General features: G+C 58.1%; 18 protein-coding genes, 1 tRNA gene and 1 pseudogene. 10 read left to right on the top strand and 10 right to left on the bottom strand.

Annotation, left to right across the window (positions count from 1 at the left end):
• The first annotated feature begins 7 nt into the window (after positions 1-7).
• From NQ519_RS14710 to NQ519_RS14695, 4 genes are all read left to right on the top strand, one after another.
• The gene (locus tag NQ519_RS14710; RefSeq protein WP_019150398.1) at positions 8-751 is read left to right on the top strand and encodes a cell division ATP-binding protein FtsE; all 744 of its coding nucleotides are present in this window, start codon (positions 8-10) and stop codon (positions 749-751) included.
• Between the two features lie 109 nt (positions 752-860).
• Positions 861-2,819 (top strand): DNA topoisomerase (ATP-hydrolyzing) subunit B, encoded by a 1,959-nt coding sequence (gyrB, locus tag NQ519_RS14705; RefSeq protein WP_019150399.1) that lies wholly within the window; start codon positions 861-863, stop codon positions 2,817-2,819.
• Positions 2,820-2,894: 75 nt separating this feature from the next.
• Positions 2,895-3,515 carry a uridine kinase gene (udk, locus tag NQ519_RS14700; protein WP_019150400.1) on the top strand — a complete coding sequence of 207 codons (621 nt, stop codon included), beginning with the start codon at positions 2,895-2,897 and terminating at the stop codon, positions 3,513-3,515.
• Between the two features lie 427 nt (positions 3,516-3,942).
• The gene (locus tag NQ519_RS14695; protein WP_147513164.1) at positions 3,943-4,383 is read left to right on the top strand and encodes a hypothetical protein; all 441 of its coding nucleotides are present in this window, start codon (positions 3,943-3,945) and stop codon (positions 4,381-4,383) included.
• Positions 4,384-4,531: 148 nt separating this feature from the next.
• Here NQ519_RS14695 and mutS read toward each other — a convergent pair whose 3' ends face one another.
• The 3 genes from mutS to NQ519_RS14680 all read right to left on the bottom strand — a co-directional run bounded on the left by mutS (position 4,532) and on the right by NQ519_RS14680 (position 9,396).
• Positions 4,532-7,195 (bottom strand): DNA mismatch repair protein MutS, encoded by a 2,664-nt coding sequence (gene mutS / locus NQ519_RS14690; protein WP_371173663.1) that lies wholly within the window; start codon positions 7,193-7,195, stop codon positions 4,532-4,534.
• Positions 7,196-7,412: 217 nt separating this feature from the next.
• A complete protein-coding gene (locus tag NQ519_RS14685; RefSeq protein ID WP_019150403.1) occupies positions 7,413-7,988 on the bottom strand; it encodes a uracil-DNA glycosylase family protein in 576 nt (191 codons plus the stop codon).
• Positions 7,981-9,396 carry an ATP-dependent DNA helicase gene (locus NQ519_RS14680; protein ID WP_026076451.1) on the bottom strand — a complete coding sequence of 472 codons (1,416 nt, stop codon included), beginning with the start codon at positions 9,394-9,396 and terminating at the stop codon, positions 7,981-7,983. The genes NQ519_RS14685 and NQ519_RS14680 overlap by 8 nt, the downstream gene beginning before the upstream one ends.
• A 48-nt stretch (positions 9,397-9,444) precedes the next feature.
• On the opposite strand from NQ519_RS14680, the gene NQ519_RS14675 reads away from it, so the two are divergent.
• The 4 genes from NQ519_RS14675 (at position 9,445) to NQ519_RS14660 (ending at position 11,328) form a co-directional block, all read left to right on the top strand.
• Entirely contained in the window at positions 9,445-10,080 is a 636-nt protein-coding gene (locus NQ519_RS14675) for a hypothetical protein (RefSeq protein ID WP_019150405.1), read from the top strand.
• Positions 10,058-10,672 carry a DUF3822 family protein gene (locus tag NQ519_RS14670; RefSeq protein ID WP_227901080.1) on the top strand — a complete coding sequence of 205 codons (615 nt, stop codon included), beginning with the start codon at positions 10,058-10,060 and terminating at the stop codon, positions 10,670-10,672. The genes NQ519_RS14675 and NQ519_RS14670 overlap by 23 nt, the downstream gene beginning before the upstream one ends.
• Complete coding sequence (locus tag NQ519_RS14665) at positions 10,663-11,199, top strand: RsmD family RNA methyltransferase (RefSeq protein ID WP_019150407.1); 537 nt, start codon at positions 10,663-10,665, stop codon at positions 11,197-11,199. Before NQ519_RS14670 ends, NQ519_RS14665 begins: the two co-directional genes overlap by 10 nt.
• Before the next feature lie 55 nt (positions 11,200-11,254).
• Positions 11,255-11,328 (top strand) — tRNA-Asp (locus tag NQ519_RS14660).
• Positions 11,329-11,582: 254 nt separating this feature from the next.
• On the opposite strand, the gene NQ519_RS14655 is transcribed toward NQ519_RS14660, so the two are convergent.
• The 7 genes and pseudogenes from NQ519_RS14655 to NQ519_RS14625 all read right to left on the bottom strand — a co-directional run bounded on the left by NQ519_RS14655 (position 11,583) and on the right by NQ519_RS14625 (position 19,878).
• Positions 11,583-12,164, bottom strand: coding sequence for a hypothetical protein (locus NQ519_RS14655; protein ID WP_019150408.1), 582 nt, complete (start codon positions 12,162-12,164; stop codon positions 11,583-11,585).
• 106 nt (positions 12,165-12,270) lie between these two features.
• Positions 12,271-12,639 (bottom strand): hypothetical protein, encoded by a 369-nt coding sequence (locus tag NQ519_RS14650; protein WP_147513165.1) that lies wholly within the window; start codon positions 12,637-12,639, stop codon positions 12,271-12,273.
• Between the two features lie 289 nt (positions 12,640-12,928).
• Positions 12,929-13,223, bottom strand: a pseudogene (locus tag NQ519_RS14645) (hypothetical protein); the annotation flags it as partial.
• Positions 13,223-14,752 carry a hypothetical protein gene (locus NQ519_RS14640; protein ID WP_019150411.1) on the bottom strand — a complete coding sequence of 510 codons (1,530 nt, stop codon included), beginning with the start codon at positions 14,750-14,752 and terminating at the stop codon, positions 13,223-13,225. The gene NQ519_RS14640 and the pseudogene NQ519_RS14645, both read right to left, overlap by 1 nt.
• 39 nt (positions 14,753-14,791) lie before the next feature.
• The gene (locus NQ519_RS14635; RefSeq protein ID WP_019150412.1) at positions 14,792-15,475 is read right to left on the bottom strand and encodes a DUF4843 domain-containing protein; all 684 of its coding nucleotides are present in this window, start codon (positions 15,473-15,475) and stop codon (positions 14,792-14,794) included.
• A 5-nt stretch (positions 15,476-15,480) separates the two neighbouring features.
• Positions 15,481-16,893 carry a RagB/SusD family nutrient uptake outer membrane protein gene (locus NQ519_RS14630; RefSeq protein ID WP_019150413.1) on the bottom strand — a complete coding sequence of 471 codons (1,413 nt, stop codon included), beginning with the start codon at positions 16,891-16,893 and terminating at the stop codon, positions 15,481-15,483.
• Between the two features lie 3 nt (positions 16,894-16,896).
• Positions 16,897-19,878 (bottom strand): SusC/RagA family TonB-linked outer membrane protein, encoded by a 2,982-nt coding sequence (locus tag NQ519_RS14625; RefSeq protein WP_227901081.1) that lies wholly within the window; start codon positions 19,876-19,878, stop codon positions 16,897-16,899.
• A gap of 197 nt (positions 19,879-20,075) precedes the next feature.
• Here NQ519_RS14625 and NQ519_RS14620 point away from each other — a divergent pair, with 197 nt between their 5' ends.
• Positions 20,076-22,793, top strand: coding sequence for a S8 family serine peptidase (locus NQ519_RS14620; RefSeq protein ID WP_019150415.1), 2,718 nt, complete (start codon positions 20,076-20,078; stop codon positions 22,791-22,793).
• Positions 22,794-22,806: 13 nt separating this feature from the next.
• Entirely contained in the window at positions 22,807-23,763 is a 957-nt protein-coding gene (locus NQ519_RS14615; protein WP_044118609.1) for a PorV/PorQ family protein, read from the top strand.
• Positions 23,764-23,892: the final 129 nt, after the last annotated feature.

The raw sequence follows: 23,892 nt of genomic DNA, 5'->3' as shown, positions 1-23,892 counted from the left end.
TATCAGCATGCAGACAGATAACAAATATGTTGTCCGACTCCGTGACGCGGCGATTTACCACGCCGACGATCCTTTCGGCAGCCGTCCGGAAAAAAAACTCCTGCGACGCGGGGAGATGGTTCTTTCGGAGATAAACCTCTCGGTCGCCCCGGGTGAGTTCGTATACCTGATCGGCCGGGTCGGAAGCGGGAAAAGCTCCCTGCTCAAAACCCTCTATGCCGAAATGCAGCTGCTCACGGGCGAGGGATACGTCGCCGGTTTCAACCTCCGCAAACTGCGCCGCCGGGACATCCCCTACCTGCGCCGCCGCATCGGGATCGTCTTCCAAGATTATCAGCTGCTCACCGACCGCAACGTCTTCATGAATCTCTATTACGTGATGAAAGCCACGGGCTGGAAGCGCGAGCAGGAGATCCGCGAACGCATCGACCAGGTGCTGGGGCTGGTGGAACTCGGCGCCAAGAGCTACAAGATGCCCTTCGAACTCTCGGGCGGCGAGCAGCAGCGGCTGGTGATCGCCCGCGCCCTGCTGAACGACCCGCAGGTGCTGCTGGCCGACGAGCCCACGGGCAACCTCGACCCGGTGACGGCCGACGGCATCATGCAGCTGTTCCAGAAGATCGCCGAACGGGGCTGCGCCGTGGTGATGTCAACGCACAACACATCGCTGATCGAGAACTACCCCGCCCGGGCCGTCCTCTTCGCGCAGGGCAAAATCCGCGAGGTGGACCTCAAAGCCGAACTGGCGTAGCATCCGCAAAGCGGACAAACAGACGAAAAAATAGAATGCAAAGGCTTTTCCGGACGCTTGTTTTATCCGGAAACATTTCGTATATTTGTACGATATTTTACAGACTACGATGAGTACCGAATTAGAAAACGTAAAAAAACAAGAAGAAGAATACTCCGCGTCGAACATCCAGGTCCTCGAGGGCCTCGAAGCGGTGCGCAAGCGTCCTGCCATGTACATCGGCGACATCGGCGAAAAGGGTCTTCACCACCTGGTTTATGAGGTCGTGGACAACTCGATCGACGAGGCGCTGGCAGGCTACTGCACCGACATCGACGTGACGATCAACGAGGACAACTCGATCACCGTCAAGGACAACGGCCGCGGCATTCCGACCGACTACCACGAGAAGGAGGGCAAATCGGCGCTCGAAGTGGTGCTGACGGTGCTCCACGCCGGCGGTAAGTTCGACAAGGGCAGCTACAAGGTTTCGGGCGGCCTTCACGGCGTGGGCGTATCCTGCGTGAACGCGCTTTCGACGCTGCTGATCGCCGAGATTCACAGCCGCGACGGCAAAATCTACCGCCAGACGTACAGCAAGGGCGCCCCGACCTCGCAGGTCGAGGTGGTCGGCGAATGTACGGACCGCGGTACGATCATCACCTTCAAGCCCGACGGCTCGATCTTCACCCATACCACCGAATACAAATACGAGATTCTGGCCAACCGTCTGCGCGAACTGGCGTTCCTGAACAAGGGCATCAGTCTGAACCTCTACGACAAACGTCCCGACGAGGAGGGCAAGACGCGCGAGGATCATTTCTATTCGGAAGAGGGTCTGAAAGAGTTCGTGAAGTACCTCGACGCCACGCGCGGCACCCCGATCATCGACCAGATCATCTACCTCGACACGGAGAAGAACGGCGTTCCGGTGGAGGTGGCCATGCAGTACAACGATTCGTTCTCGGAGAACGTCCACTCCTATGTAAATAACATCAACACCATCGAGGGCGGTACGCACCTGACGGGATTCCGCCGTGCGCTGACCCGCACGCTCAAAAAATACGCCGAGGATTCGGGCATGCTCGCCAAACTGAAGTTCGACATCAACGGCGATGACTTCCGCGAGGGACTTACGGCCGTCGTATCGGTGAAGGTGCAGGAGCCGCAGTTCGAGGGACAGACCAAGACCAAACTGGGCAACGACGAGGTTTCGGCCGCCGTCGATCAGGCCATGGCCTCGGCGCTGGGACAGTATCTCGAAGAGAACCCCAAGGACGCCAAAGCCATCGTGCAGAAGGTGATTTTGGCCGCCACGGCGCGCCATGCCGCACGCCACGCCCGCGAACTGGTGCAGCGCAAGACCGTGCTGTCGGGGGCGGGACTTCCGGGCAAGCTGGCCGACTGTTCGAGCCGCGACCGCTCGATCGCCGAGATCTTCTTCGTCGAGGGTGACTCGGCAGGCGGTACGGCCAAATCGGGCCGTGACCGCAACTTCCAGGCTATCATGCCGCTGCGCGGTAAGATTCTGAACATCGAGAAGGCTCAGGAACACCGCATGTGGGAGAACGAGGAGATCAAGAACATGTTCACGGCCCTCGGCGTGACGATCGGCACCGAGGAGGACTCGAAAGCCCTGAATCTCGAAAAGCTGCGCTACAACAAGATCATCATCATGACCGATGCCGACGTTGACGGAAGCCACATCGCCACGCTGATGCTGACATTCTTCTTCCGCAAGATGAAGGAGCTGATCGAGAACGGCCACGTCTATATCGCCACCCCGCCGCTCTACCTCGTGAAGAAGGGCAAGCAGGAGCGTTACTGCTGGACCGAGAAGGAGCGCGACGACATCACGGCCGAATTCGGCAAGGGATCGCACGTACAGCGTTACAAAGGTCTCGGCGAGATGAACGCCCACCAGCTGTGGGAGACGACGATGAATCCCGATACGCGCATCCTGCGTCAGGTGAACATCGAGAACGCCGCCGAAGCCGACCGCATCTTCTCGATGCTGATGGGCGACGAGGTTCCGCCCCGCCGCGAATTCATCGAGAAAAACGCGCACTACGCGAACATCGACGCATAAGCGACAAACATGGAAAAGGATTGCCCCGTATGGGTGATCCTTTTCTTTATATAGTTAGCCTAAAATTCTGACACAATGAACGTAACGGTAATCGGAGTCGCCGGTGGCACAGGCTCGGGGAAGTCAACGCTCGTCAAACGGTTGCAAGAGGCATTCGTGGGTGATGACGTTGTGACGCTCTGCCACGACTACTATTACAAGGCGCATCCGGAACTCACCTACGAGGAGCGCACAAAGCTCAACTACGACCATCCGCAGGCTTTCGACACGGAGATGCTGGTGGAGCATATCAAGGCGCTGAAAAACAACGTGCCCATCGAACATCCGGTCTACTCGTTCGTGGACCACGACCGCACCGGCGAAACCGTCTGCGTGAAACCCTCGAAGGTGATTATCGTTGACGGCATCCTGATTTTCGAGAACCGCGAGCTGCGCGAACTGATGGACATCAAGGTTTATGTGGACACCGATGCCGACATCCGGCTGGCGCGGCGTATTCTGCGCGATGTCTGCGAACGCGGACGGACGATGCAGTCGGTCATCACGCAGTACACCTCGACCGTGAAGCCGATGCACGACGAATTCGTCGAGCCGTCGAAGAAATACGCCGATGTCATCATTCCCGAAGGCGGCTTCAATTCGGTGGCCGTCACGATGCTGATACAGAACATCCGCTCGCTGATCGAGCGTAAATAGAGCTGTTAGAGAGGATGTAAAAAAGAGACCATAAAGAGATGATGAGACTGAATAGAATAACACAACAGTCTTTAACATAATCTCTTTTTGAAGATCTAAGGCGACAAACAAATATCAGAATTGAAAAATTTGTACTTTTGACGTGAAATCTGAATATGCCTATGGATAGATAAAGTTTAGAAGACATATAAATAAAAGCGTTAGCTCATTTCGGGTATCTGAAACTTGGACACTTTCACATTATCCCCGTGGAATAAAGCGACGCTCACGCATTCATTTTGCGTGGGCTTTGTTCCATTATTCGGGGATGTAGGTAGTCCAAGACCGCAGATACCAGATATGGCAATTTAGCCCGCGCTTTTTATTTGTCTTACAACAGCGGATTGGGGCTATAAAAATAGAAGCATAAATTAAAACTGAATTTTATATGAAAAAATTACTATTTATTGTACTCGCCGTTTTTATGTCAGCATGTTCTTCATCTGACGATAATGGTTGCAATGACAAAAGCGCTCTCGTTGGAAAATGGGAACTGACCAAGCAGGAGGGATATGAAATAAGCGGAGATAATAAAGAAGAGTGGAATAAATCGGATGACTTCGATGCCACTTATGTTTTCAATTGTGATAATACGGGAAAGTATACCTATTACGAACATTCTGATGAAGAATACAGTTCGACTGCCTTTATAAAATGGGAATACAATACGACGGGCAGAACTTTGGCCGTTGAATATGTGGATGCCGGGGATATGCATATTTATTCCGTAGAAAATATATCATCCTCGGTATTGGTTTTAGTCACTCATAAAATACAACCGGAATACAGCTATGAATATTACAACAAAGAGACATACACGAAAAAATAGATTTCTAATTTAGCGATAAACGAGCGGCAATGTATATATTGCCGCTCGTTTATCATTTATACGGCGATTGTTTGACATACAACGAGCCCCGGACCTCTTTTCGAGAAGTCCGGGGCTCGTTGCATATCCTACCTCAAGCATCGCTTCGTTAGATGCCGGTTATCTTCTTGATTTCGTTGAGTTTGTTCAATGCCTCGATCGGTGTCAGCGAATTAATGTCGAGGCCCTTGATCTGATCGCGAATCTGCACTAGCACGGGGTCGTCCAGCTGGAACATCGACAACTGCATGTTCTGAGGTCCGGTGCTCTCGGCTGCCTCCTTCACGGCCTGCGCCGCCGATTTGCGTCCCCGCTCCTTCAGACTGCGGCTCGGCACGATCTCGTTGTTGCCGTAGACCAGTTCGAGGTTGCGCAGAATTTCGTCGGCTCTCGAAACGACCGACATCGGCATACCGGCCATGCGGGCCACGTGAATACCGAACGAATGTTCCGTGCCGCCGCGCTCCAGCTTGCGCAGGAAGACGATCTGGTTGCCGATCTCCTTGACCGAAACGTGGTAGTTCTTCACCCGCGGGCACATCTGCTCCATCTCGTTCAACTCGTGGTAGTGCGTGGCGAAGAGGGTCTTGGCGTGCGCCGTCGGATGGTTGTGCAGATACTCGACCATCGCCCAGGCGATCGAAATGCCGTCGTAGGTCGAGGTTCCGCGCCCGATCTCGTCCAGCAGCACGATACTGCGGTCGGAGATGTTGTTCAGGATGCTGGCCGATTCGAGCATCTCGACCATGAAGGTCGATTCGCCCTGCGAGATGTTGTCCGAAGCCCCGACGCGGGTGAAAATCTTGTCCACGACGCCGATATGGGCCGATTTCGCGGGTACGTAACAACCCATCTGGGCCATCAGGATAATGAGCGCCGTCTGACGCAGCAACGCCGACTTACCCGACATGTTGGGACCGGTTATCATCATGATCTGCTGCTGCTTGTCGTCGAGCATCACGTCGTTGGGAATGTACTCCTCCCCCACGGGCATCAGGGTCTCGATCACCGGGTGGCGGCCCTGCCGGATGTCGATGCGCTTGCCGTCGTCGAGCACCGGACGCACGTAACGCCGCTCGCAGGCCAGCCGAGCGAAGGATTGCAGGCAGTCGATGCGCGCCACCACGGCCGCGTCGCGCAGCATCGGTGCCAGCGAACCGCAAATGAACGCCATGATCTCGGCATAGATGCGCTGTTCGAGCACGAGCATCTTCTCTTCGGCGCCGAGGATCTTCTCCTCGTACTCCTTGAGCTCCTCGGTGATGTAACGTTCGGCATTGGCGAGGGTCTGCTTGCGAATCCACGTCGCAGGGACTTTCTCCTTGTGGGCGTTGCGGACCTCGATATAGTAACCGAAGACGTTGTTGTAGCTGATCTTCAGCGACGGGATGCCCGTGGCCTCGCTTTCGCGCTGCTGAATGCGCGAAAGGTAATCTTTGCCGTGGAGCGCGATGCGCCGCAGGTCGTCCAGCTCGGGATCGACCCCGTCGGCAATCACGCCGCCCTTCTGTATCTGATTATTCTGCGGATCGGGATAGATCTCGCGGGCAATGCGTTCGCGGACCTCCGCCAGCGGGTCGATCTGTCCCGCCAGCGCGTGCAGGCGGTCGTCGTCGGTGGATTCCAGAGCGGCTTTAAGGGTGTCGATGGCCCCCAGCGAGTTTTTAAGCTGTACCAGTTCGCGCGGCGTGACCCGCTGGGCCGCGATACGGCCCGCAATGCGTTCGAGGTCGCCCACCAGCGCTACCTGCTCGCGGATAACGTCAGCGAGGTCGGCATCCTTGATGAAGCGTTCCACCACGTCCAGCCGTTCGTTGATCCGCACCGGGTCCTTGATCGGCATGGCGATCCAGCGTTTCAGCAGGCGTCCGCCCATCGGTGTCAGCGTGCGGTCGATCACTTCGGCGAAACTGCATTTCTCGCGTGCGCCGTTCGACGAAAAAAGCTCCAGGTTGCGGATCGTGAACTTATCGACCCACACGTAGTCGTCCTGGTCGATGCGGGCGATGGAGGCGATGTGCCCCGTCTCGCGGTGCTCGGTGAATTCGAGGTAGTAGAGAATGGCCCCGGCGGCCGAAATGCCGCTGGTGAACTGCTCCACGCCGAAGCCTTTCAGCGATTTGGTCCCGAACTGCTTGCAGAGTTTCTCGCGGTTGACCTCCTCCGAAAAGACCCATTCGTCGAGGCGGTAGGTGTAGAGTTTCGAGCCGAACGAACCGGAGAAACGGTCCTCATAGCCGCGCTGATAGACCACCTCCTTGGGCTGGAGATTCGAAATCAGCTTATCGACGTAGCTGTCCGAGCCTTCGGCCACGTAGAATTCGCCCGTGGAAATGTCCAGAAAAGCCACGCCCGTGATCTGCCGGCCGAAATAGACCGACGCGATGAAGTTGTTCTCCTTGTTGGCCAGGATGTTGTCCCCCAGCACGATGCCCGGGGTCACCAGCTCGATGACGCCGCGCTTGACGAGCCCCTTCACCAGCTTGGGGTCCTCCAACTGCTCGCAGATGGCCACGCGCTCGCCGGCCCGCACCAGCTTGGGCAGATAGGTGTCGATGGCATGGTAGGGAAATCCCGCCAGCTCGACGTACGTCGCCGATCCGTTGGCGCGGCGCGTGAGCGTGATGCCCAGGATGCCGCTGGCCTTGATCGCGTCGTCGCCGAAGGTCTCGTAAAAGTCGCCTACGCGGAACAGCAGTATGGCGTCGGGATGCACCGCCTTGATGGCATAATACTGCTTCATCAGGGGCGTCTCGACATATTTTTTGTCGATTTTCTTGTCTGAGGCCAAAATAAAAAATTGTATAAATTATACGGCAAAGATACAAAAAAATCGGACCTTTGCAATAGCCGATTGCCAGCGGAGCCGTAAAACCGCCCGGCATATAAAAGCATCGTTACGCCATCAAAGATAGCCCTTTTTTGGATGCCGTGCAAAGCCGGAACTCAATTTTTTTTCGCTTTTTCCGGCTGTTTTTCCGGCAGCAGCGTCAGATGATCCCGCTTTCGGCGAAGACTTTCCGGTAAAACCCGGCTTTCCACTCCACCGGCCGCGGATAAGCCCGCGACGAGGAGGGCATGCGCCACAGTTTCAGGTCGCGTCCGGCAAAGTGCATGGGCACCCACCCGCCCACTGCGGGCTCGTCGCAGCCCGTGACGGCGCGCAGCGTGTCGGTGGCTTTCTGCCCCGTGGTGACGATGTTCCCGCAGGCGGGAATACGGGCCAGCAGGGCTGCGAGATCCACTTCGCGCACCACTTGAAGAAAATTATCCGAAGCGTTGTCTTTCAGTCGGATAACCTCTACTGCCGTATCGTAGAGCGCAATACCCCGCTCGCGGCAGAACGCCTCGATGCGCTCCTTGTCGAAACGCCGTCCGCCGGGCTCCAGAAAGTGCGTCTTGTCGCCCGCGGCCAAGTAGCCCACGATGCGCCACATGTCGTTTTGCAGATTGGGATAGAAGAACTCCATCGACCAGCGGATGCGCTTGGGCGGGAAGCTGCCCAGCATCAGCAGGCGGGCATTTTCGGGCAGGAAGGGTTCGAGGGGATGCTGTTCGCTATTCATAGAATTGGTCGTCGAAATTTACAAGATATAATTTATCGGTGGCGCGCGTCAGCGCCGTGTAGAGCCAGCGGAGCATGTCGCGCGTCATCGGTTCGTCGCCGAACAGGCAGCGGTCGATGAAGACCGCCCGCCATTGGCCGCCCTGCGCCTTGTGGCACGTGACGGCGTAGGAGAACTTCACCTGAACGGCGTTGAAATGCGGATTCTCACGGATTTCCTTGAAGCGCTTGAGCTTGCTCTTGATGTCGAGGTAGTCCTTCTCGACCTCGTAGAAAAGGCGCGTGGACTCTTCGCGCGTGAGCGACGGGGATTCCGAAGCGATCGTGTCCAGAAGTATCTTGCACTCGATCTCCGCGCCGTCGTAGTCGGGAAATTCGAGCACGGCGTTGGCGAAGCGGAAGCCATAGAAATCCTCGAAGCGGCGCAGGCGCTTCAGCCGCGCGATGTCGCCGTTGGCGATGAAGTTCATCGGACAATCCTCCGTATGTTCGGGAAAATAGTAGTTGTTCTTGACGACCATCAGCATATCGCCGCTCTCGATCTCCTCCTCGGCGCAGAGCACGTTGCGCCGGATCCCCTCGTTGTAGCGGTTGGCGCGCTTGTTCGACCGCGTGACGACGATCGTTTCGTCGCGGCCGTAAAGGGCGTAGCAGTCCTGCAATTTTTCGAGGAACTCGCCGCCCTCGATCCGCTCGACATCCGGGAAGCCGAGCCGGAAGCGGGGAATCTCGTAAAGGCCGTTTTCCAGCATACAGCGCACCACCGTGGCGTTGAACAGGATGCCCGACTGCGCCTCCTGCCGCACCACTTCGTCCATCGTGCCGTAAATGATGTCGCCGTAGGCGTCCATCGACGCGGGATCGAGCGCCGGGCTGAAATCGGCCCCCACGGGCGGCAGCTGGGCGCTGTCGCCGACCAGCACCAGCCGGCACCCGCGGCCGCTGCGGACATACTCCACCAGGTCCGAAAGCAGCGATCCGCTGCCGAAAACCGCCCCGCCGCCCGACGCATCGGAGAGCATCGAAGCCTCGTCAACGATGAACACCGCCCCGCACTCCCGGTTGAAATCGAGCGAGAATTTCGATTCGTAATCGGCGTTCGTGCGCTGGCGGTAGATGCGTTTGTGGATGGTAAAAGCCTTTTCCTGAGCGTATTGGGCCAGCACTTTGGCGGCCCGCCCCGTGGGCGCCAGCAGCACGGATTTGATTCCCAAATCTTTAAGCGCCCCGACCAAAGCCCCGATGAGCGTCGTTTTTCCGGTGCCCGCATAACCGTTCAGCACGAAAATCCTCGAAAAATCGTCGTCTGCAAGATATTCGGACAACTTTTCTATGATTTTTTTTTGCCCGGGAGTTGTTTCGAAACAAATTTTAGCGTAAATTTGGGTCGCGATACGTGTGCTGAGCATGCGTCGGTTTTTAATTTAGTGCAAAATTAATAACAAATATCTATTAAAATGAAAAAACTCGTTCAAATCATTCTTGCCGTAGCTATCGTGGGCCTGATCTACGTTATCTACGTCCAGATCTCCACCCCGATTCGTTTCGATCAGGAAATGAAGACGAAGAAGGCACAGGTTATCGACCGCATCAAGGACATCCGTACCGCACAGCGCGCATTCAAGTCGAAATACCAGCACTTCACCGGCAGCTTCGACTCGCTGACCGCTTTCGTACTCACCGACACGCTCGAAATGGAGCGCAAGATCGTGGACGAGGACGACTCGGTGGCAATGGCCATGCTGAAGAAATCGGGCAAGAAGAACATCGAGAAGTTCAAGGTAGCCGTGATCGACACCATTTTCGCTCCCAAGAAGGTGAGCCGCGAGGATGTCGAGAATTTCCGTTACATCCCCGGAACCGACAAGAAGGCGGAGTTCATCATGGAAGCCGGCGTCATCACGACCGAGTCCAAGGTCGTAGTCCCGGTCGTGGAGTGCCGCGCCCCCTACAAGATGTTCCTCGACACGGTCACCTACCGTCAGGAGGTCATCAACCTGATCGACGACGAGGAGAACAACTTCAACCGCTATGCCGGTGTCAAGTTCGGCTCGATGGATTCCGGAAACAATGAGGCCGGTAACTGGGAGTAACACGCCGCAGGCAGGCTATACGGTGTCCATTCAGCGCTCGTTGGATGGACACTCTTTTTCGGTCCCTGCGCTGTCGGACATCCCTGCGGACCGCACGGCCGTGCAGGTCGAACTGCTGCTTCCCCGCACGATGCTCGTCCCCGCAGAGTTGTTCGACGAAAAACACGCCGCCGAGCTGCTCGCGGCGAACGGGATGCCCCCGGCAGCGGACGAATGCGCCGTATGCTGTGGCCGGGAAGAGGAATATGCGGCCGTCGCGGCAATTAACCGCGAAATCCTGCGGCAGATCGAGGAAAAACTCGGCGACCGGGCCCGGTTCACCACCCCGTTGCTCCATACGCCGCACGATGCGACCAAAACCGTATGGATGTGCCGCCGCGCGGAACTGTTATATATAAAGGTATACGACGACGGGGCCCTGCAACTGGCCGAGGTGGTTCCCGCGAGGTCGGATGCCGACCTCGCCTACTTCTTCGAGCGGCTGAACGGCTGTTTCCCGCTTGCGGGGTTCGAACTGCGCATCGCGGGCGACTCCCCCAAGGCGGCCCGCAGACTGCTGGGAAAACGTTTCAAACAAGCGACATGCGAATAGTAAGCGGAAAATACAAGGGCCGGGCGATCAATCCGCCCCGAAACCTGCGGGCGCGGCCGACGACCGATTTCGCCAAAGAGAACCTCTTCAACGTATTGGGCAACCTGGTGGATTTCGAAGGGTGCGACGTGCTCGACCTTTTCGCCGGCACCGGGTCGATCAGCTACGAATTCGCATCGCGCGGGGCGCGGAGCGTCACTTCAGTGGAGATCAACGCCGTCCACTACAATTTCATCCGGCAAACCGCCGCACAGTTGGGAATCGGGAATTTCTACCCGGTGAAAGCCAATGTGTTCCTCTACCTGAAAAGCTGTCCGAAGCAGTTCGACATCATTTTTTCGGACGCCCCCTATGATCTGGAAGGCAGCGAACAGGTCGTGAAACTGGTCCTTGAAGGCGATCTGCTGCGTCCGGGCGGCATCCTCATTTTCGAGCACTCGAAAAAAATGGATTTTTCGGCTTATCCCGAGTTCTGGCAATTAAGGAGTTACGGAAGCGTGCAATTTTCTTTCTTCAAAAAGCCGTAAAAGCATTTGCCGATTCAAAAAATTCCATTATCTTTGCACTCGCAATAACCGGAATGGTGCGTTAGTTCAGCTGGTTAGAATACGTGCCTGTCACGCACGGGGTCAGGGGTTCGAGTCCCCTACGCACCGCAAGGAAGATTGAAAATCAATCTTTTATAAAATCGACACCCAATTTTACATCCGAAAATGTGAAATTGGGTGTTGGTTTTGTATTTTTCATATCTGATACATACACAAAGCAAAGATCGCAGATTTATATGTAGTTTGCGTTCGTCAGATCGGATGTTTGCTGTCGGCTTCCTTCAATATTTCATTTCACAATGAACATCTTGTCATGGGTCCGGGTAAGCCCTAATATATATTATTATCAAAAAGATAGGATTTTATTCATCCTTATCCATCCGTGGCCAGAGTCTCTTGTAATAATATCGTCCGGTCTGCATACGATGAACAATATCGACCGCAGGTATCACGCTTCCCACCTCAAGATATTTTTCATTCTTAAATAGTGGGCTATGGACATGAAGGTCATAACCATCGTATGAAAAGGCTTCATTTTCAACATACGAAAAGTCTGCATCTCCAATACGCCAAATACGCCATCTTTTTTGCGGCGAAATATGTAAACGGATTGGGATATTAGTCATATCATCACTACACCAATTCATAAACCAGACATCAATAACCGGTTCTTCAAAGGGAACTTTACCTACTTTTGTCCATTTCTCCAAACGAATACCCCAACTCAGTACCGTATGCGCATAGAATTCAACCTCCCCCTGCACCACATCGGTCAGTTTGGGCTCTTGATCAGTCGGATAAGTGCGTTCGAAAACTCTTATAACGCTGCTGTTCAATTGTAACATATCATTGGCAATGTATTGGAAATATTTCTTTTCATGCGGGCTGATCTGCACACAGAACACATTCCCGATCTTGGTGACAATACGTTTCGGTTTTTCCATAAAAACAACTAATTTTAGCATTCTCTAAAGGGAGCAACACTTTCGGCGTTCCATACCTGGTACAAAATTAACCTGATCCCGATTTGACGGGGCAATCGAGTGAACTTTATTCAATTTCAATTCCGACCGCATAAGGCTTTTTGCTGTACAGACAGACCTTCGGCAGCTGCGGATTGCGGGGCGTGACATAGAAGCGGTCGCCGTCGATGGCCAGCCCGGCCGTAATCCGGTTGGACGGGTTCACAGCACAAGTCAGGCGGAACTGCGGCGGCATGATCTCCATCGACCATCTCTTATCGAAACGATGCCGGTAGACCAGCATCGGGAATACGGGCCACGGCGAGGTCGTGTTGATCAGTCCGATCATCCCGATGCCGAACGACGAAGCCTCGTCTGCGCCGACGCTCACGGTCACGGCCGAAACTCCTCCGGACAACTCTTGCGCACAGAGGGCGGGCGGACCAGCGCATATCATGGCAAGGCATAAGGTCCCTATACTCCGTTTCATCATACGCATTCGATCATTCCGACCATAAAGATAGTGCAAAAATCAGATAAACGTGATTGGATATAAAGAATCATCCAACATAACAAAGAAAACGACCTCTTTTCAGCGGATCGGCACACATTAGCTTCGCGCCCTCAAAAAAGAGATTTATGCAGAGCTTGTTCGCATCATCATGGAATCGGCATTAGTTCTGGCATCCCCGCCGGATGTGCAGACGGCCAACAACGCGTTCCACGGCAGCAGCATATCGGGGCGGCGAAAGGAAAATAGGCTTCTCTTCGCCGCGGGCATAGTCGCGCAGGCACTCCACGAACAGACGTTGATAGCCGGGGTCGAGCCCCATCGAAAAATCATCGAACACCAGCAGACCGGGGTTCCGGACCCGGGTAAGCGCCCTGAATGTCGATAGTCGTGATCTTGCCCGTGCTGTCCCTACCCAAAAGTTCGAGGCCCCGCGCAGGCGGGACCTCGAAACTCGGGTTTTCATAAATCAGCCGTTTGCCGTAACGGTGAGTCAGCTTCCGGCATTCGATGACAGGATCGGGCCTGATCAGCGGAAGAGTTTTCTCAACGCCGACTGCCCGCTTTCGGGAATCGACTCGTATTCCTTGCCGTTACCCTTGTAGATCAACTGTTTGACCGAGCCGCCGGCCCGATGGCCTTCGAAGAGTTTTTCGGCCGAGGTGTTGTCCGACACGTCGTAGACAAACACCGAGGCTTTCATCTCGCCCGCCTCGCCGAGATTATCCGCGGCGATATAGACCGTGTTGGCATCGAAGGGGTTGAAAACGATCTGCTTCACGTCGAAATCGCCGCCCAGCGAGATATAGGGCGAAGCATCGAAATTGCCGCCGTCGTAGTTGAGCCGGTAGATGTCGCCCCCGCGCGAGTAATAGAGCATCGGTTTGACGGGGTTGACACCCGTGGCCGAGGTCGGCAGGATATGCCCCGTGGCATCTATCTCGCTGAGTTTCTCCTCGGTATCGGCAATACCGACCGATGTCGCAAAACGGAACACCTTCACACTGCTGCCGTTCGAGCCCACCAGCATCACATGTCCCGGATCGTAACGCTGATTGTAATACATGCCGTCGCAGGCCATCAGGTTCATCGGTTCGACATCGCAGACCGTGCTGCCCTCCTCCACTTCGAGACCGAACACGGCCGATACATAGAGCAGCTTTTTGGTGCTGTTGTTGAAATAGACGCGCACGCGGTCGTCGTATTCGGTTATCAGCGAGCAGGTATGATCGGCGATCTGCGCCCCGTCGGGCAGTTTTTCGTCCTCTTCGGGCAGTACGAACGTTTTCTCTCCGGTCATGATGTAATCGCGCCCTCCGCCGACGAAGTAGAGCGCTCCCTGCCACAAGACCTCCTGCACGCCCAGCGGACAAAGAATGCGGTTGGGATGGAATTCGCCCGCTCCGTCGTAAACGATCGTATTCTTGACTTCCAGCGTGTTCGAATCGAGCGTATAGACCGTGGTCGGATCGCCCGTGCCGATCACCACTTCATAATCTTCGTCGGTCAGCGACGCCGCATTCGGCGAGGTGATGCCTTCGCCCTTCCAGCAGAGCGCCAGCGGAGTCTTTCCCAGCGAGAGTGTGGGATTGTTATCCTTGAACGCCGAGGGGCTGACCGGGGTCTCCATCACGTCGAGACGCTTGAACGAGAGCATCGAACCCTCGGAGGTCTCGCTCAGCAGCAACAGTCCCCGGTCGTAGGGCGAGGAGACGCGGAGCGTGAATTCGACGATCTTGGCGCCCGTCGAGCTGGAGGCTTTGAAATAGCCCTTGAAATCGCCCAGCTCGCTGCACTTGTACGATAGAGCCTTTTCGGTTCCGACAACTTTGTAATCAATGTTCCACTCGTAGGTCACGCCCTGTTCGTTGTCGTTCGAAAGCGACACGTCGGGCGTTATTTCGAGGTATTCGTGCTGGCCCTTGGCATAGCTCGGCTCGATGCCCGCCACGGATTCGACATCGGGCGGAACGACTTTTTCTTCGGGATCGTCGCTGCAAGATACGGAGACAAAGCCCGCAAAGGCTGCGATCAGAAACAGGAGAGAGATTTTTTTCATGGTGCAAATTATTTGAGTTAGACATTCGGTTCGATATGATCAGACGGGCCATGCAACATCGGGAAAGAGGACCCCGTATTCGGGATTCTCGTCGAAATACGCCTTCACCTGCCTGAAAACGCGCAGGATGCCGTACCGGTTCTCCGCAATGTCCTTGTCGGTGATCGGCCGGCCGTAGAGTTCTATGAATTTCTGGTATTTGCGGACATTGTACTCTCCGAGCCACTTGGAGAGTTCGTTCCACCAGCCGGGACAGTCGAGCCGGTTGGTGAAGCAGACCTTGACGGCCCGGTTTTCAGCCACGCCCAACCGGAAATCCCCGGTCTCGGCCAGTTGCAGCCGCACGGCATAGACCGTTTCGTCGTCGAGATTCAGGCGGTGGACATGCACCGGAACGCCCGCCGAAGAGGCGTTCGCCGGCAGCGTATACAACTCCCGGAGGGCGTCGTAATGATCTCCCTGGCGAGCCGTCGTATGCTCCGCATCGAGCGCAATGCGGTACTCCCGGTCGTATTCGCGCGGAGAGCCGACGATCTCGACCCCGACGATCAAGGTGGTGTCGGTCACCGAAAAGGGCTCCGCACCGAAAGAGAAGTAGAGCGAATCGGCGGTAAAATTGATCCTGTCGTCGCCCGAATAGGGAAAACTCTCCTTGTAGCCGCAGGCCGCCGCAAGCAGCGCCGCGGCAGCGAAAAAGAGTCGAATCGTGCGGGTTGTCTTCATCGTCGTCAGTTTATGCCTTCCGAATTTTCGCTTTCCGGCAGCGGCAGCACATAGGTCTCGTCGCTGGCCGCGTGACGCTTGCCGTTCACGCCCTCCATCGCCAGCCAGAAGCGCTTGTTGGTGAAAAAGATCTGCCCCTCGCCCCAGTACTCCTTGGTGATCTCGTTGATCAGCTCGTCGCGGAACTTCCCGGGGGTGTCGATATCCCCGGCTTCGAGCGGCAGCAGGCCGCGGGCCGTGACGACCCGGTTCAGGTAGTCCAGCGCCGCCGCAGGATCGCGGTCGTAGACCGATTCGGCGAGGATGTAAAAGAGTTCCGGCAGACGCACGAGATTGATGCCCGGCGTGCGGCCGCTCGGCACGGTCTGCTCTTCGTCGTAGTTCTTGTCGTAGAGTTTGGTCAGCGTGACGACCGAATGCTCCCACTTGGTGCGGGTGAAATAGGCTTGGTAACGGTAGTCGTTGTTGACCGAGGTGAACGAGGAGACCCGGAAAATCGTCTGGTAGTTGTCGCGCACCATGTTGAAGGTCTCGGTCAGCCGGGTCGGATAGAGGCGGCTGCGGATGTCGAGGTACATTTTGGGGGCGTGCAGGCCCCAGATGCACTCCGTCCGGGCGGTGTAGCCCATGAAGAGGTTTTTCACCTGCTCCTCGCGGATGAAGGAGAAGCCGCCTTTCAGCGCTTCGAGGGCATAGCGTTCGGCCGTCTCGCGGTCGCCGCCCCAGTTCGAGACGCGGGCCAGCAGGGCCGCGGCGGCATACTGCGTCACGTAGAGCTCTTCGGGCGTGCGCCCTGCGACGGGCCCGGCCTGCCGCAGCAGCTCGTGGGCCTCGGTCAGGTCGCCGACTATGTGTGCATAGACCTCGCGCACGGTTCCCCGCCGAACGGGGTCGATCGAAAAGTGCTCGACATAGGGAATCGCCTTTTCATCGCCGCGCCCGATGTTCGGAGCGAAGAGCCGCAGCAGGTCGAAATGCACGAAGGCCCGGATGGCCAGCGCCTCGCCGCGGATGCGGGGCAGAATCGCGTAGTCCCGCCCTGCGGCATTGTCGAGCACGCTGTTCACCGAGGCGATGACGTTGTAGCCCCGCGACCAGACGGCATCGACTTTCGCACGCACGTCCTCGTCGCGGTATTTGAGGTCGTACGTGCGGTTGAGCACCGTTTCGCTGGCCTCGTAGTCGTTGTAGTAAAGCTGTGCGATCTCATCGACGAAGCCGAACGAGAGCTGTTCGCCGTAGAGATCGCCGTCGGCCAACGAGGCGTAGACGCCGTTCATGGCGTCGATGAATCCCTGCTCGTTCTCGAACATTTTGTCCTTATTCACGATGCCCGGGGTGTCGATGTCGAGAAAATCGCACGACACGAGGCCCGAGGAGAGGAGAAGCGCGGAAAGGAGTACGATGCGTTTTTTCATCGGTCAGAGGTTTACGGTCAGCGACGCCTGGAAGACGCGCGCAAAGGGATAGTCCAGACCGCGTTCGCGGCGAATGGTCGAGATATTGAACAAATCGCCCGTCGAGGCCGCCACGCGGATGCGCCGCAGGTGAAGACGGCGGCAGAAGCTGTCCGGCAGCGAATAGGAGAGTTTGAGCGACGAACCTTCAAGGGCATACTCCGCAGCGACGAACCGGTCGGTCGGAGGCGTGGTCTCCCGGCTGGCGATGTTCTTGTAGAGCGCCCGGTCGCCGGGAGCCTTCCAGCGGTCGTAGAACACCCGGCGGTCGGCGTTGGCCGTGGGGTCCGTTCCCTCGACCTTCGTGGCGAGGGTCTGGTTGTAAACCGTGGCCCCGAGGCGGTAGGCGAACGTCGCCGAGAGGTCGAACGCCCGCCAGCCGAACGAAAATCCGAACGAGCCCTGCACTTTGGGCGTCGTATCGCCCACGACCTGCTTTTCGCGGTAGTCGTACTCGTAGGTCAGCTGACCGTCCCTGCGGATAAAAACCTCGCGCCCGTTCGCCGGATTGATTCCCGCCGAACGCATTACCTTGAGCGCCGTCATCGACTCGCCCTCCTCGTAAAAAGCCGCCGGAAGCGACGAAACGGCACTCTCCTCGTTCTCCCTGTTCTTGTTTTTCAGGTAGTCGCTGATCTCCACGATCCGGTTCCGGTTGTGGCTCATGTTGAGATAGAGATTCAGGTTCGAACGGCTGCGCCGAAGCACATTGCCGCGCAGCGACAGTTCCACGCCGCTGTTGCGGATCTTGCCCAGGTTCTCCTTGGCGTTCGAGAAACCGATGTGATCGGGCTTGGCGATGGTCATCACCAGATCGTTGGTCGTGTCGTAATAGATGTCCGCGCTGCCGTTCACACGGTCGTTCCAAAACCCGAAATCGACGCCGAAATTCCGTTTGAGACTGCGCTCCCACTTCAGGCGGGGATTGACCATCGACACCGGCACGGCACCGATGCTGCCGTTATAGAGCAGATCCGAACTGTACTGGTAGGCCAGCTGCGCCTGATAGGGGCTGAATCCGGCATTGCCGACATAGCCGATGCTGGCGCGCAGTTTGAGCAGGGAGACCGCGGTGCCCCGCATGAAACGCTCCTTGTGGAGGTTCCAGCCGAGGCCCAGCGCACCGAACGGAGCGTATTTGTTGTCGTCGCCGAATTTCGAAGAACCTTCGTAACGGAACGAGAGATCGACGAAATAGCGGTTGCCCCAGATGTAGTTGGCATTGACGTAGCAGCCCAGCATGCGCGAACGGTCCTCGCTGCCGCCGGGATGGCTGCTCTCGGCGAATCCCGTAGCCATAGAGGGGTGTTCGAGCTTATCCGAGAGCACACCCAGCGCACTGAACGAATGACTTTCGGACTGCGCAGACTCGACGTTGACGCCCGCCGTGAGACTCAGCAGGTTCGCATTATCGCAGCCCCAGCCCTTGTTGAAGACCACGAAGGCATTGCCCGAAAGCGTGACGGCCGTGCCGTTCGACACGTCGAAACTGCCCCGTTTGGCCGCATCCTTGTCGTAGAAGCGTTTCGAAAGCGGAGAGTAGAAGGTTTCGCCCTCGCTTTTGGTCTGCGTGTAGGAGAAGGAGGCTTCGACGCGCAGCGAGGAGAGGATCGTCCAGCGGATGCGGAACGTGTCGATGAAACTGCCCGAACGGCTTCTGATGTAACTGCTCAGGTTCTTTTCGTAAAGCGGATTGGCGGCGTAGAACGCCAGGTCGTTATTCAGCGATCCGTCTGCATTGTAGGGGCTGTCGTAAGGGTTGAGCCGAACATAGTCCGAGAAGCTCCCGTAAGGCACGTCGTCCGAGGCGTTGCGGCTCAGCGAAGCGATGTTCTGGAAAAAGAGCCTGTTCATGTCGCCGTAGGTAAGGTTGATGCGCAGCGACGCCACCTCCTTGTCCGACTTCTCCATGACACCCGTCGTGGAGTTGCAGCTGCCCGAAACGTTATAGCGGAAATCCTGGCTGCCGCCCGAAAGCATCAGGTTGTGGATGTGGTTGAATCCCGTGCGCAGGGCCATCCGCTTCCAGTCGGTGTTGACTCCGGCATTGGCCCGTGCGAGCCGCTCGTAATACTGCTTCTGCCGCTCGACATCGCTGCTGCTGCTCCCCGAGAAATCGCCGTAGACACCCGCCTGCCGTTCGTATTCGAGCTTCTCGTGCGCATCGAGCAGGCGGTAGTCCGACAAATCGGGAACGCTGACCTGAAAGTTCCCGGTGTAGCTGACTTGCAGCCGCCCGGCCTGCGTCGGGCGCGTGGTGATGACCACCACCCCGTTGGCGGCTTTCGAGCCGTAGAACGAAGTCGCCGCGGCATCTTTCAGCACCGAGATCGACTCGATGTCGTCCGAAGGCATATCGAAAACATAGGAGATGTCCACCTCCGTCCCGTCGAGGATGAAAAGCGGGACATTGGTCCGGTCGCCCTCGATGAAACTGCTGCGGCCGCGCAGCACCATATCGGGAACCTTATTGGGGTCGGAGCCGTTGGCGATGTCGTCGAAGATTTCGAACCCCGGCGTGCGCAGCTGAATGATGTTCAGCACGTTGGTGTGCACCAGAGCTTCGATCTCCTCCCGGCGTATGACGTGCGTGGCGCCCGTGTAGCTCTCCTTTTTCTTGTCCACATAGCCGGTGACCACGACATCGGCGACGTTCTCGGAACTCTCCGTCAGGCGAACGTCGTAGGAACTCTTTCCGGCGACGATCTTCACCACCCGCTCGCGGTAGCCCAGCATGCGGACACGGAATTCCGAAGCCCCGGCCGGACAGTCGAAGACGAAGCGGCCCGCGGCGTCGGCCACCGTGCCGTGCGGCTTGCGCCCGGCGTCGTAGGCGACGATGTTGGCTCCGACCACGGGCCGCCCCTGCTCGTCGGTCACCGAACCGCCGAGCCGCACCGCGGCAGCGCGCTGCTGTCCCGCGATACGGCCCGTAACCGTCAGCATGCACAACAGAATACAAACACCTTTATAGATATGCGTCATATCGGAATCACACGAAAGGATAACGGCGCAAAAATAGAACAAGAAACCGCGCACTCCTATCGGTATGATTCGGTATTTCGCAAATGCAATATACCGACAAATGGGGAGTGTGCGAAAAGGCGGAAGAGCTTAATTTTGAGGCTTCAAAATCAAACGCTATGCACTGGTCAAAAACGGCTCTCTGCGCGGCAGCGCTGCTTTCCGCCTGCACCTCGGAGCAACTCCGGGAGACATCCGACGGCGTGGAGCCGTCCGTTCCGCAATTCGAAACGACCGCCGTATGCGGCGGCCGCATACGCCTCAAATTCAGGGAGGGCGAGGAGCCCGCAGCCGTCGCCGAAACCCGCAGCGGCATCCGCACCGGACTTGCAAAATTCGACCGGGCTGCGGCCGGCCTCGGCGTCACTCGCATGCAGCGCGTATTCCCGCCTGCGGGGCGCTTCGAGGAGCGCACGCGCCGCGAAGGGCTTCACCGCTGGTACGATGTCTGGTTCGACTCGGTGACGCCCGTGACACGGGCGGCCGGCGACTTTTCGCAGCTGCCGGGCGTCGAACGGGTGGAACCGGTCTATACGACCCGCCCGATCGGTTTCTCCGGCACGGCCGTTCCGGCGGCTCCCCCGGCCTCCCGCGCGGCAGCCGCTCCGTTCGACGATCCCGGACTGGCCCTGCAATGGCACTACGACAACGACGGCACCCTGACCGACGCCGTGGCCGGAGCGGACATCAATCTGTTCCGGGCCTGGGAGGTGACCTCCGGAGCCCCGGAGGTGGTCGTAGCGGTGGTGGACGGGGGCATCGACTTCCGGCACGAAGACCTGTCGGGCAATGTCGGCAACCGGGCCGAACTCTACGGACAGGAGGGTGTGGATGACGACGGCAACGGCTATGTGGACGACATCTACGGCTGGAACTTCATCTATTCATCGGCCTACCCTTACGGTTCGAACAAGATCACCCCGGTGGAGCACGGCACGCACGTCGCCGGAACGATCGGCGCGGAGAACAACAACGGCAAGGGGGTCTGCGGCGTGGCCGGAGGCCGCGGAGGCCATACGGGCGTGCGCCTCATCAGCTGCCAGATGTTCACCGAGAACAAGAGCGACAACGGCGACGAAGTAGCCGCACTCAAATACGGCGCCGATGCGGGTGCGGTCATCAGTCAGAACAGCTGGGGCTACACCAACGTCTATTCGATGCCCGAGGTCACCAAGGAGGCCATCGAATACTTCATCAAATACGCCGGCACGGACGAGAACGGCGAACAGGTCGGCCCGATGAAGGGAGGCATCGTGATCTTCGCCGCCGGCAACGAGGAAAGGGACTACATGAGCTATCCGGCCTGCTATGAAAAGGTCGTCGCCGTGTCCGCCCTCGCCCCCGACTACAAAAAGAGCTGGTATTCGAACTTCTCGTCATGGATCGACGTGGCCGCCCCCGGCGGGACCTACCGGACAAACGGCCGCTATTCGGACGAATGCGCCGTTTACAGCACGCTCCCCGGCGACAAGTACGGCTACATGCAGGGGACCTCGATGGCCTGCCCCCATGTCTCGGGCATCGCCGCGCTGGCCGTGGCGAAATACGGCGGTCCGGGCTTCACCCCCGACAAGCTGCGCACTTACCTCGAACGCGGCGTGCACGAGGTAGACAGCTACAACCCCGAATACAAGGGGCGTCTGGGCGCAGGACTGATCGACGCCTACCTCGCCGTGTCGATGGACCGGGGCATCGACCCCGATCCGGTCACCGACCTGCGGCACAGCGATACGGCGGGCGAAGTCGAACTGACGTGGAGCGTTCCCGAGGACGGGGACGACGGACGCGCAGACTCGTTCATCCTGATGTGGCGGGTCGGGACGCTCGAAAACCCCGATCCCGACAACCTGCCCGAGGGTACCTTCACGGCCACCGTTCCGGTACGCGACAAACAGGCCGGGGAGACGATCTCCTACATACTGACCGACATCGCCGAACGAACCCGCTATGTCGTGGCCGTCATCGCCGTCGATCCCTGGGGCAACCGCTCTTCGACGAGCGCCATTTCGTTCGGGACCCCGGCGAACACCCCGCCGACGCTCGTCCGGGAAGGCGATACGGCGGTAAGCATCCCTTACAACGAGACCCGCACGGTCGCGTTCCTCGTCTCCGACCCCGACAGCCACGGATTCACCTATGAATTGCAGGACCCTTCGGGTGCCGTCACGCCCCGCAAGGACGACGAACGTCTCTATCTCGACATCCGCAACTACAAGCGCGTGCCGGGCAGCTACACGGCCCGGATCACCGTCTCCGACAGCTTCGGGGCCTCCGACGCGGCCTCATTCGATTTCACGCTCCAGCCCAACCTGCCGCCCGTTCCGAACAACGCCTTCGCGCCCGTATACCTCGGTTCGATGCAGGAAACCGCGGAGTTCACGCCCGCCGCAGGTTTCGACGACGAAATCCCGGAGACGGTGACCTATGCACTCGAATACGATACCGACGCACTCTACCTGCAAGCCACCGCGGGCGGCGGATACCGGATCATGCCCCTGCGCTACGGCCGTTCGGAGGTGACCGTCACGGCGACCGACGAGGAGGGCCTCGCAGCCCGAAATTCGTTCGCCGTACTGTGCCGCGACGACTCCCGCGAGGCGGACCTCTACCCCAATCCGGTCGAAAGCCTCCTGACGATCCGCATGGGCCGCAGCGTCCAGGGGGAGCTCGGCGTTACGCTCTACGACGCCGCAGGACGCACGGTGCTGCGGCGCACCGTAGGGATCGCCCCCACGGAACCCGCCGAGATCGACCTTTCGGCGCTCGGCAGCGGCGCCTACACCATCAGCCTCGAACATGCCGGCGGATCGCTCACACGCACCATCGTCAAACTCTGAAAACAACAACGTCATGCATTCGTCATCTCTCCGCACACTACTCGCCGCTACCCTCCTCCTTGCGCCTTGCGCCGCAGCGGCTCAGGGGGCCGCGGCCTTTCTCGACATTCCCGCCGACGCCCGCAGCGCAGCGATGGGCGGCGCCGGCACGGCACTCTCCGCCGATGCCTTCTCCGTTTTCCGCAATGCCGCCCCGCTGTCCTCCGCCGAAACGCGGGCCGGCGGAGGCTACACCTATCTGCCGTGGATGCGCAGTCTGATTCCCGAAACGACCCTGCATGCCGCAGCGGCCTACTTCAAGCCCAACGCAAAACAGGCCGTGTCGCTCGGGTTCCGCCACTTCACCCAATACGGCTCGGAACGCACCGACGACAACGGCAATGTGCTCGGGAGACAGCGTCCCCGCGACATGGCTTTCGACATCGGTTACTCCCGCACGGTCGCCAAAGGACTCTCCGCGGCCCTTACGGGGCGTTACGTCCGTTCGGATGCGGGAACGGGCCATACGGGAAACGCCGTCGCTTTCGATGCCGGGCTCTTCTACCGGCAGACGCTCTCCCGGTCGCATGCGCTGAACGTCGGATTCCAGGCGGCGAATTTCGGCAGCGGCATCGACTGCGGGGGCGGCGGGCAGCCGCTGCCGTGGCGGTTGAAAGCGGGCGTTGCCGCGGACCTCGCCTTGGCGCAGGCACACCGCCTGACACTGACCGCCGAAGCCGACTGGCGGCTCCGGCCTGCGGAGTCGCGGGCGTGGTCGGGCCGCTTCGGGGCTGAATACCGATGCTGCGGAATCGCGGCCCTGCGGGGAGGCTACCGCCTGGGCGACCGCTCAGCGGGCGAACAGCGTTACGGATCGGTCGGCGCGGGCCTCCGTTGGAAATACGTCGCGGCCGATGCGGCCTACCTGCTCGCCGGAGAGAGTTCCCCGCTGCACGACACGTGGATGCTGACCATCCTGTTCAGCTGGTAATCCCGTGCGTTTCAGAGGCAAACGATCTGGCAGCGCGAGCGGCATCTCAAAATGAGAATGGAAGTTCTCATTTTGAAACAGTTTCACGGCAGGCGCGAAAGAGACGCATACTGGCAGTCAGGCAGATAG

It is taken from the genome of Alistipes senegalensis JC50 (genome assembly GCF_025145645.1).
GTDB classification, from domain to species: domain Bacteria; phylum Bacteroidota; class Bacteroidia; order Bacteroidales; family Rikenellaceae; genus Alistipes; species Alistipes senegalensis.
Note: the sequence above shows the minus strand (reverse complement) of the source record. Positions and strands in the feature narration are given on the sequence as shown.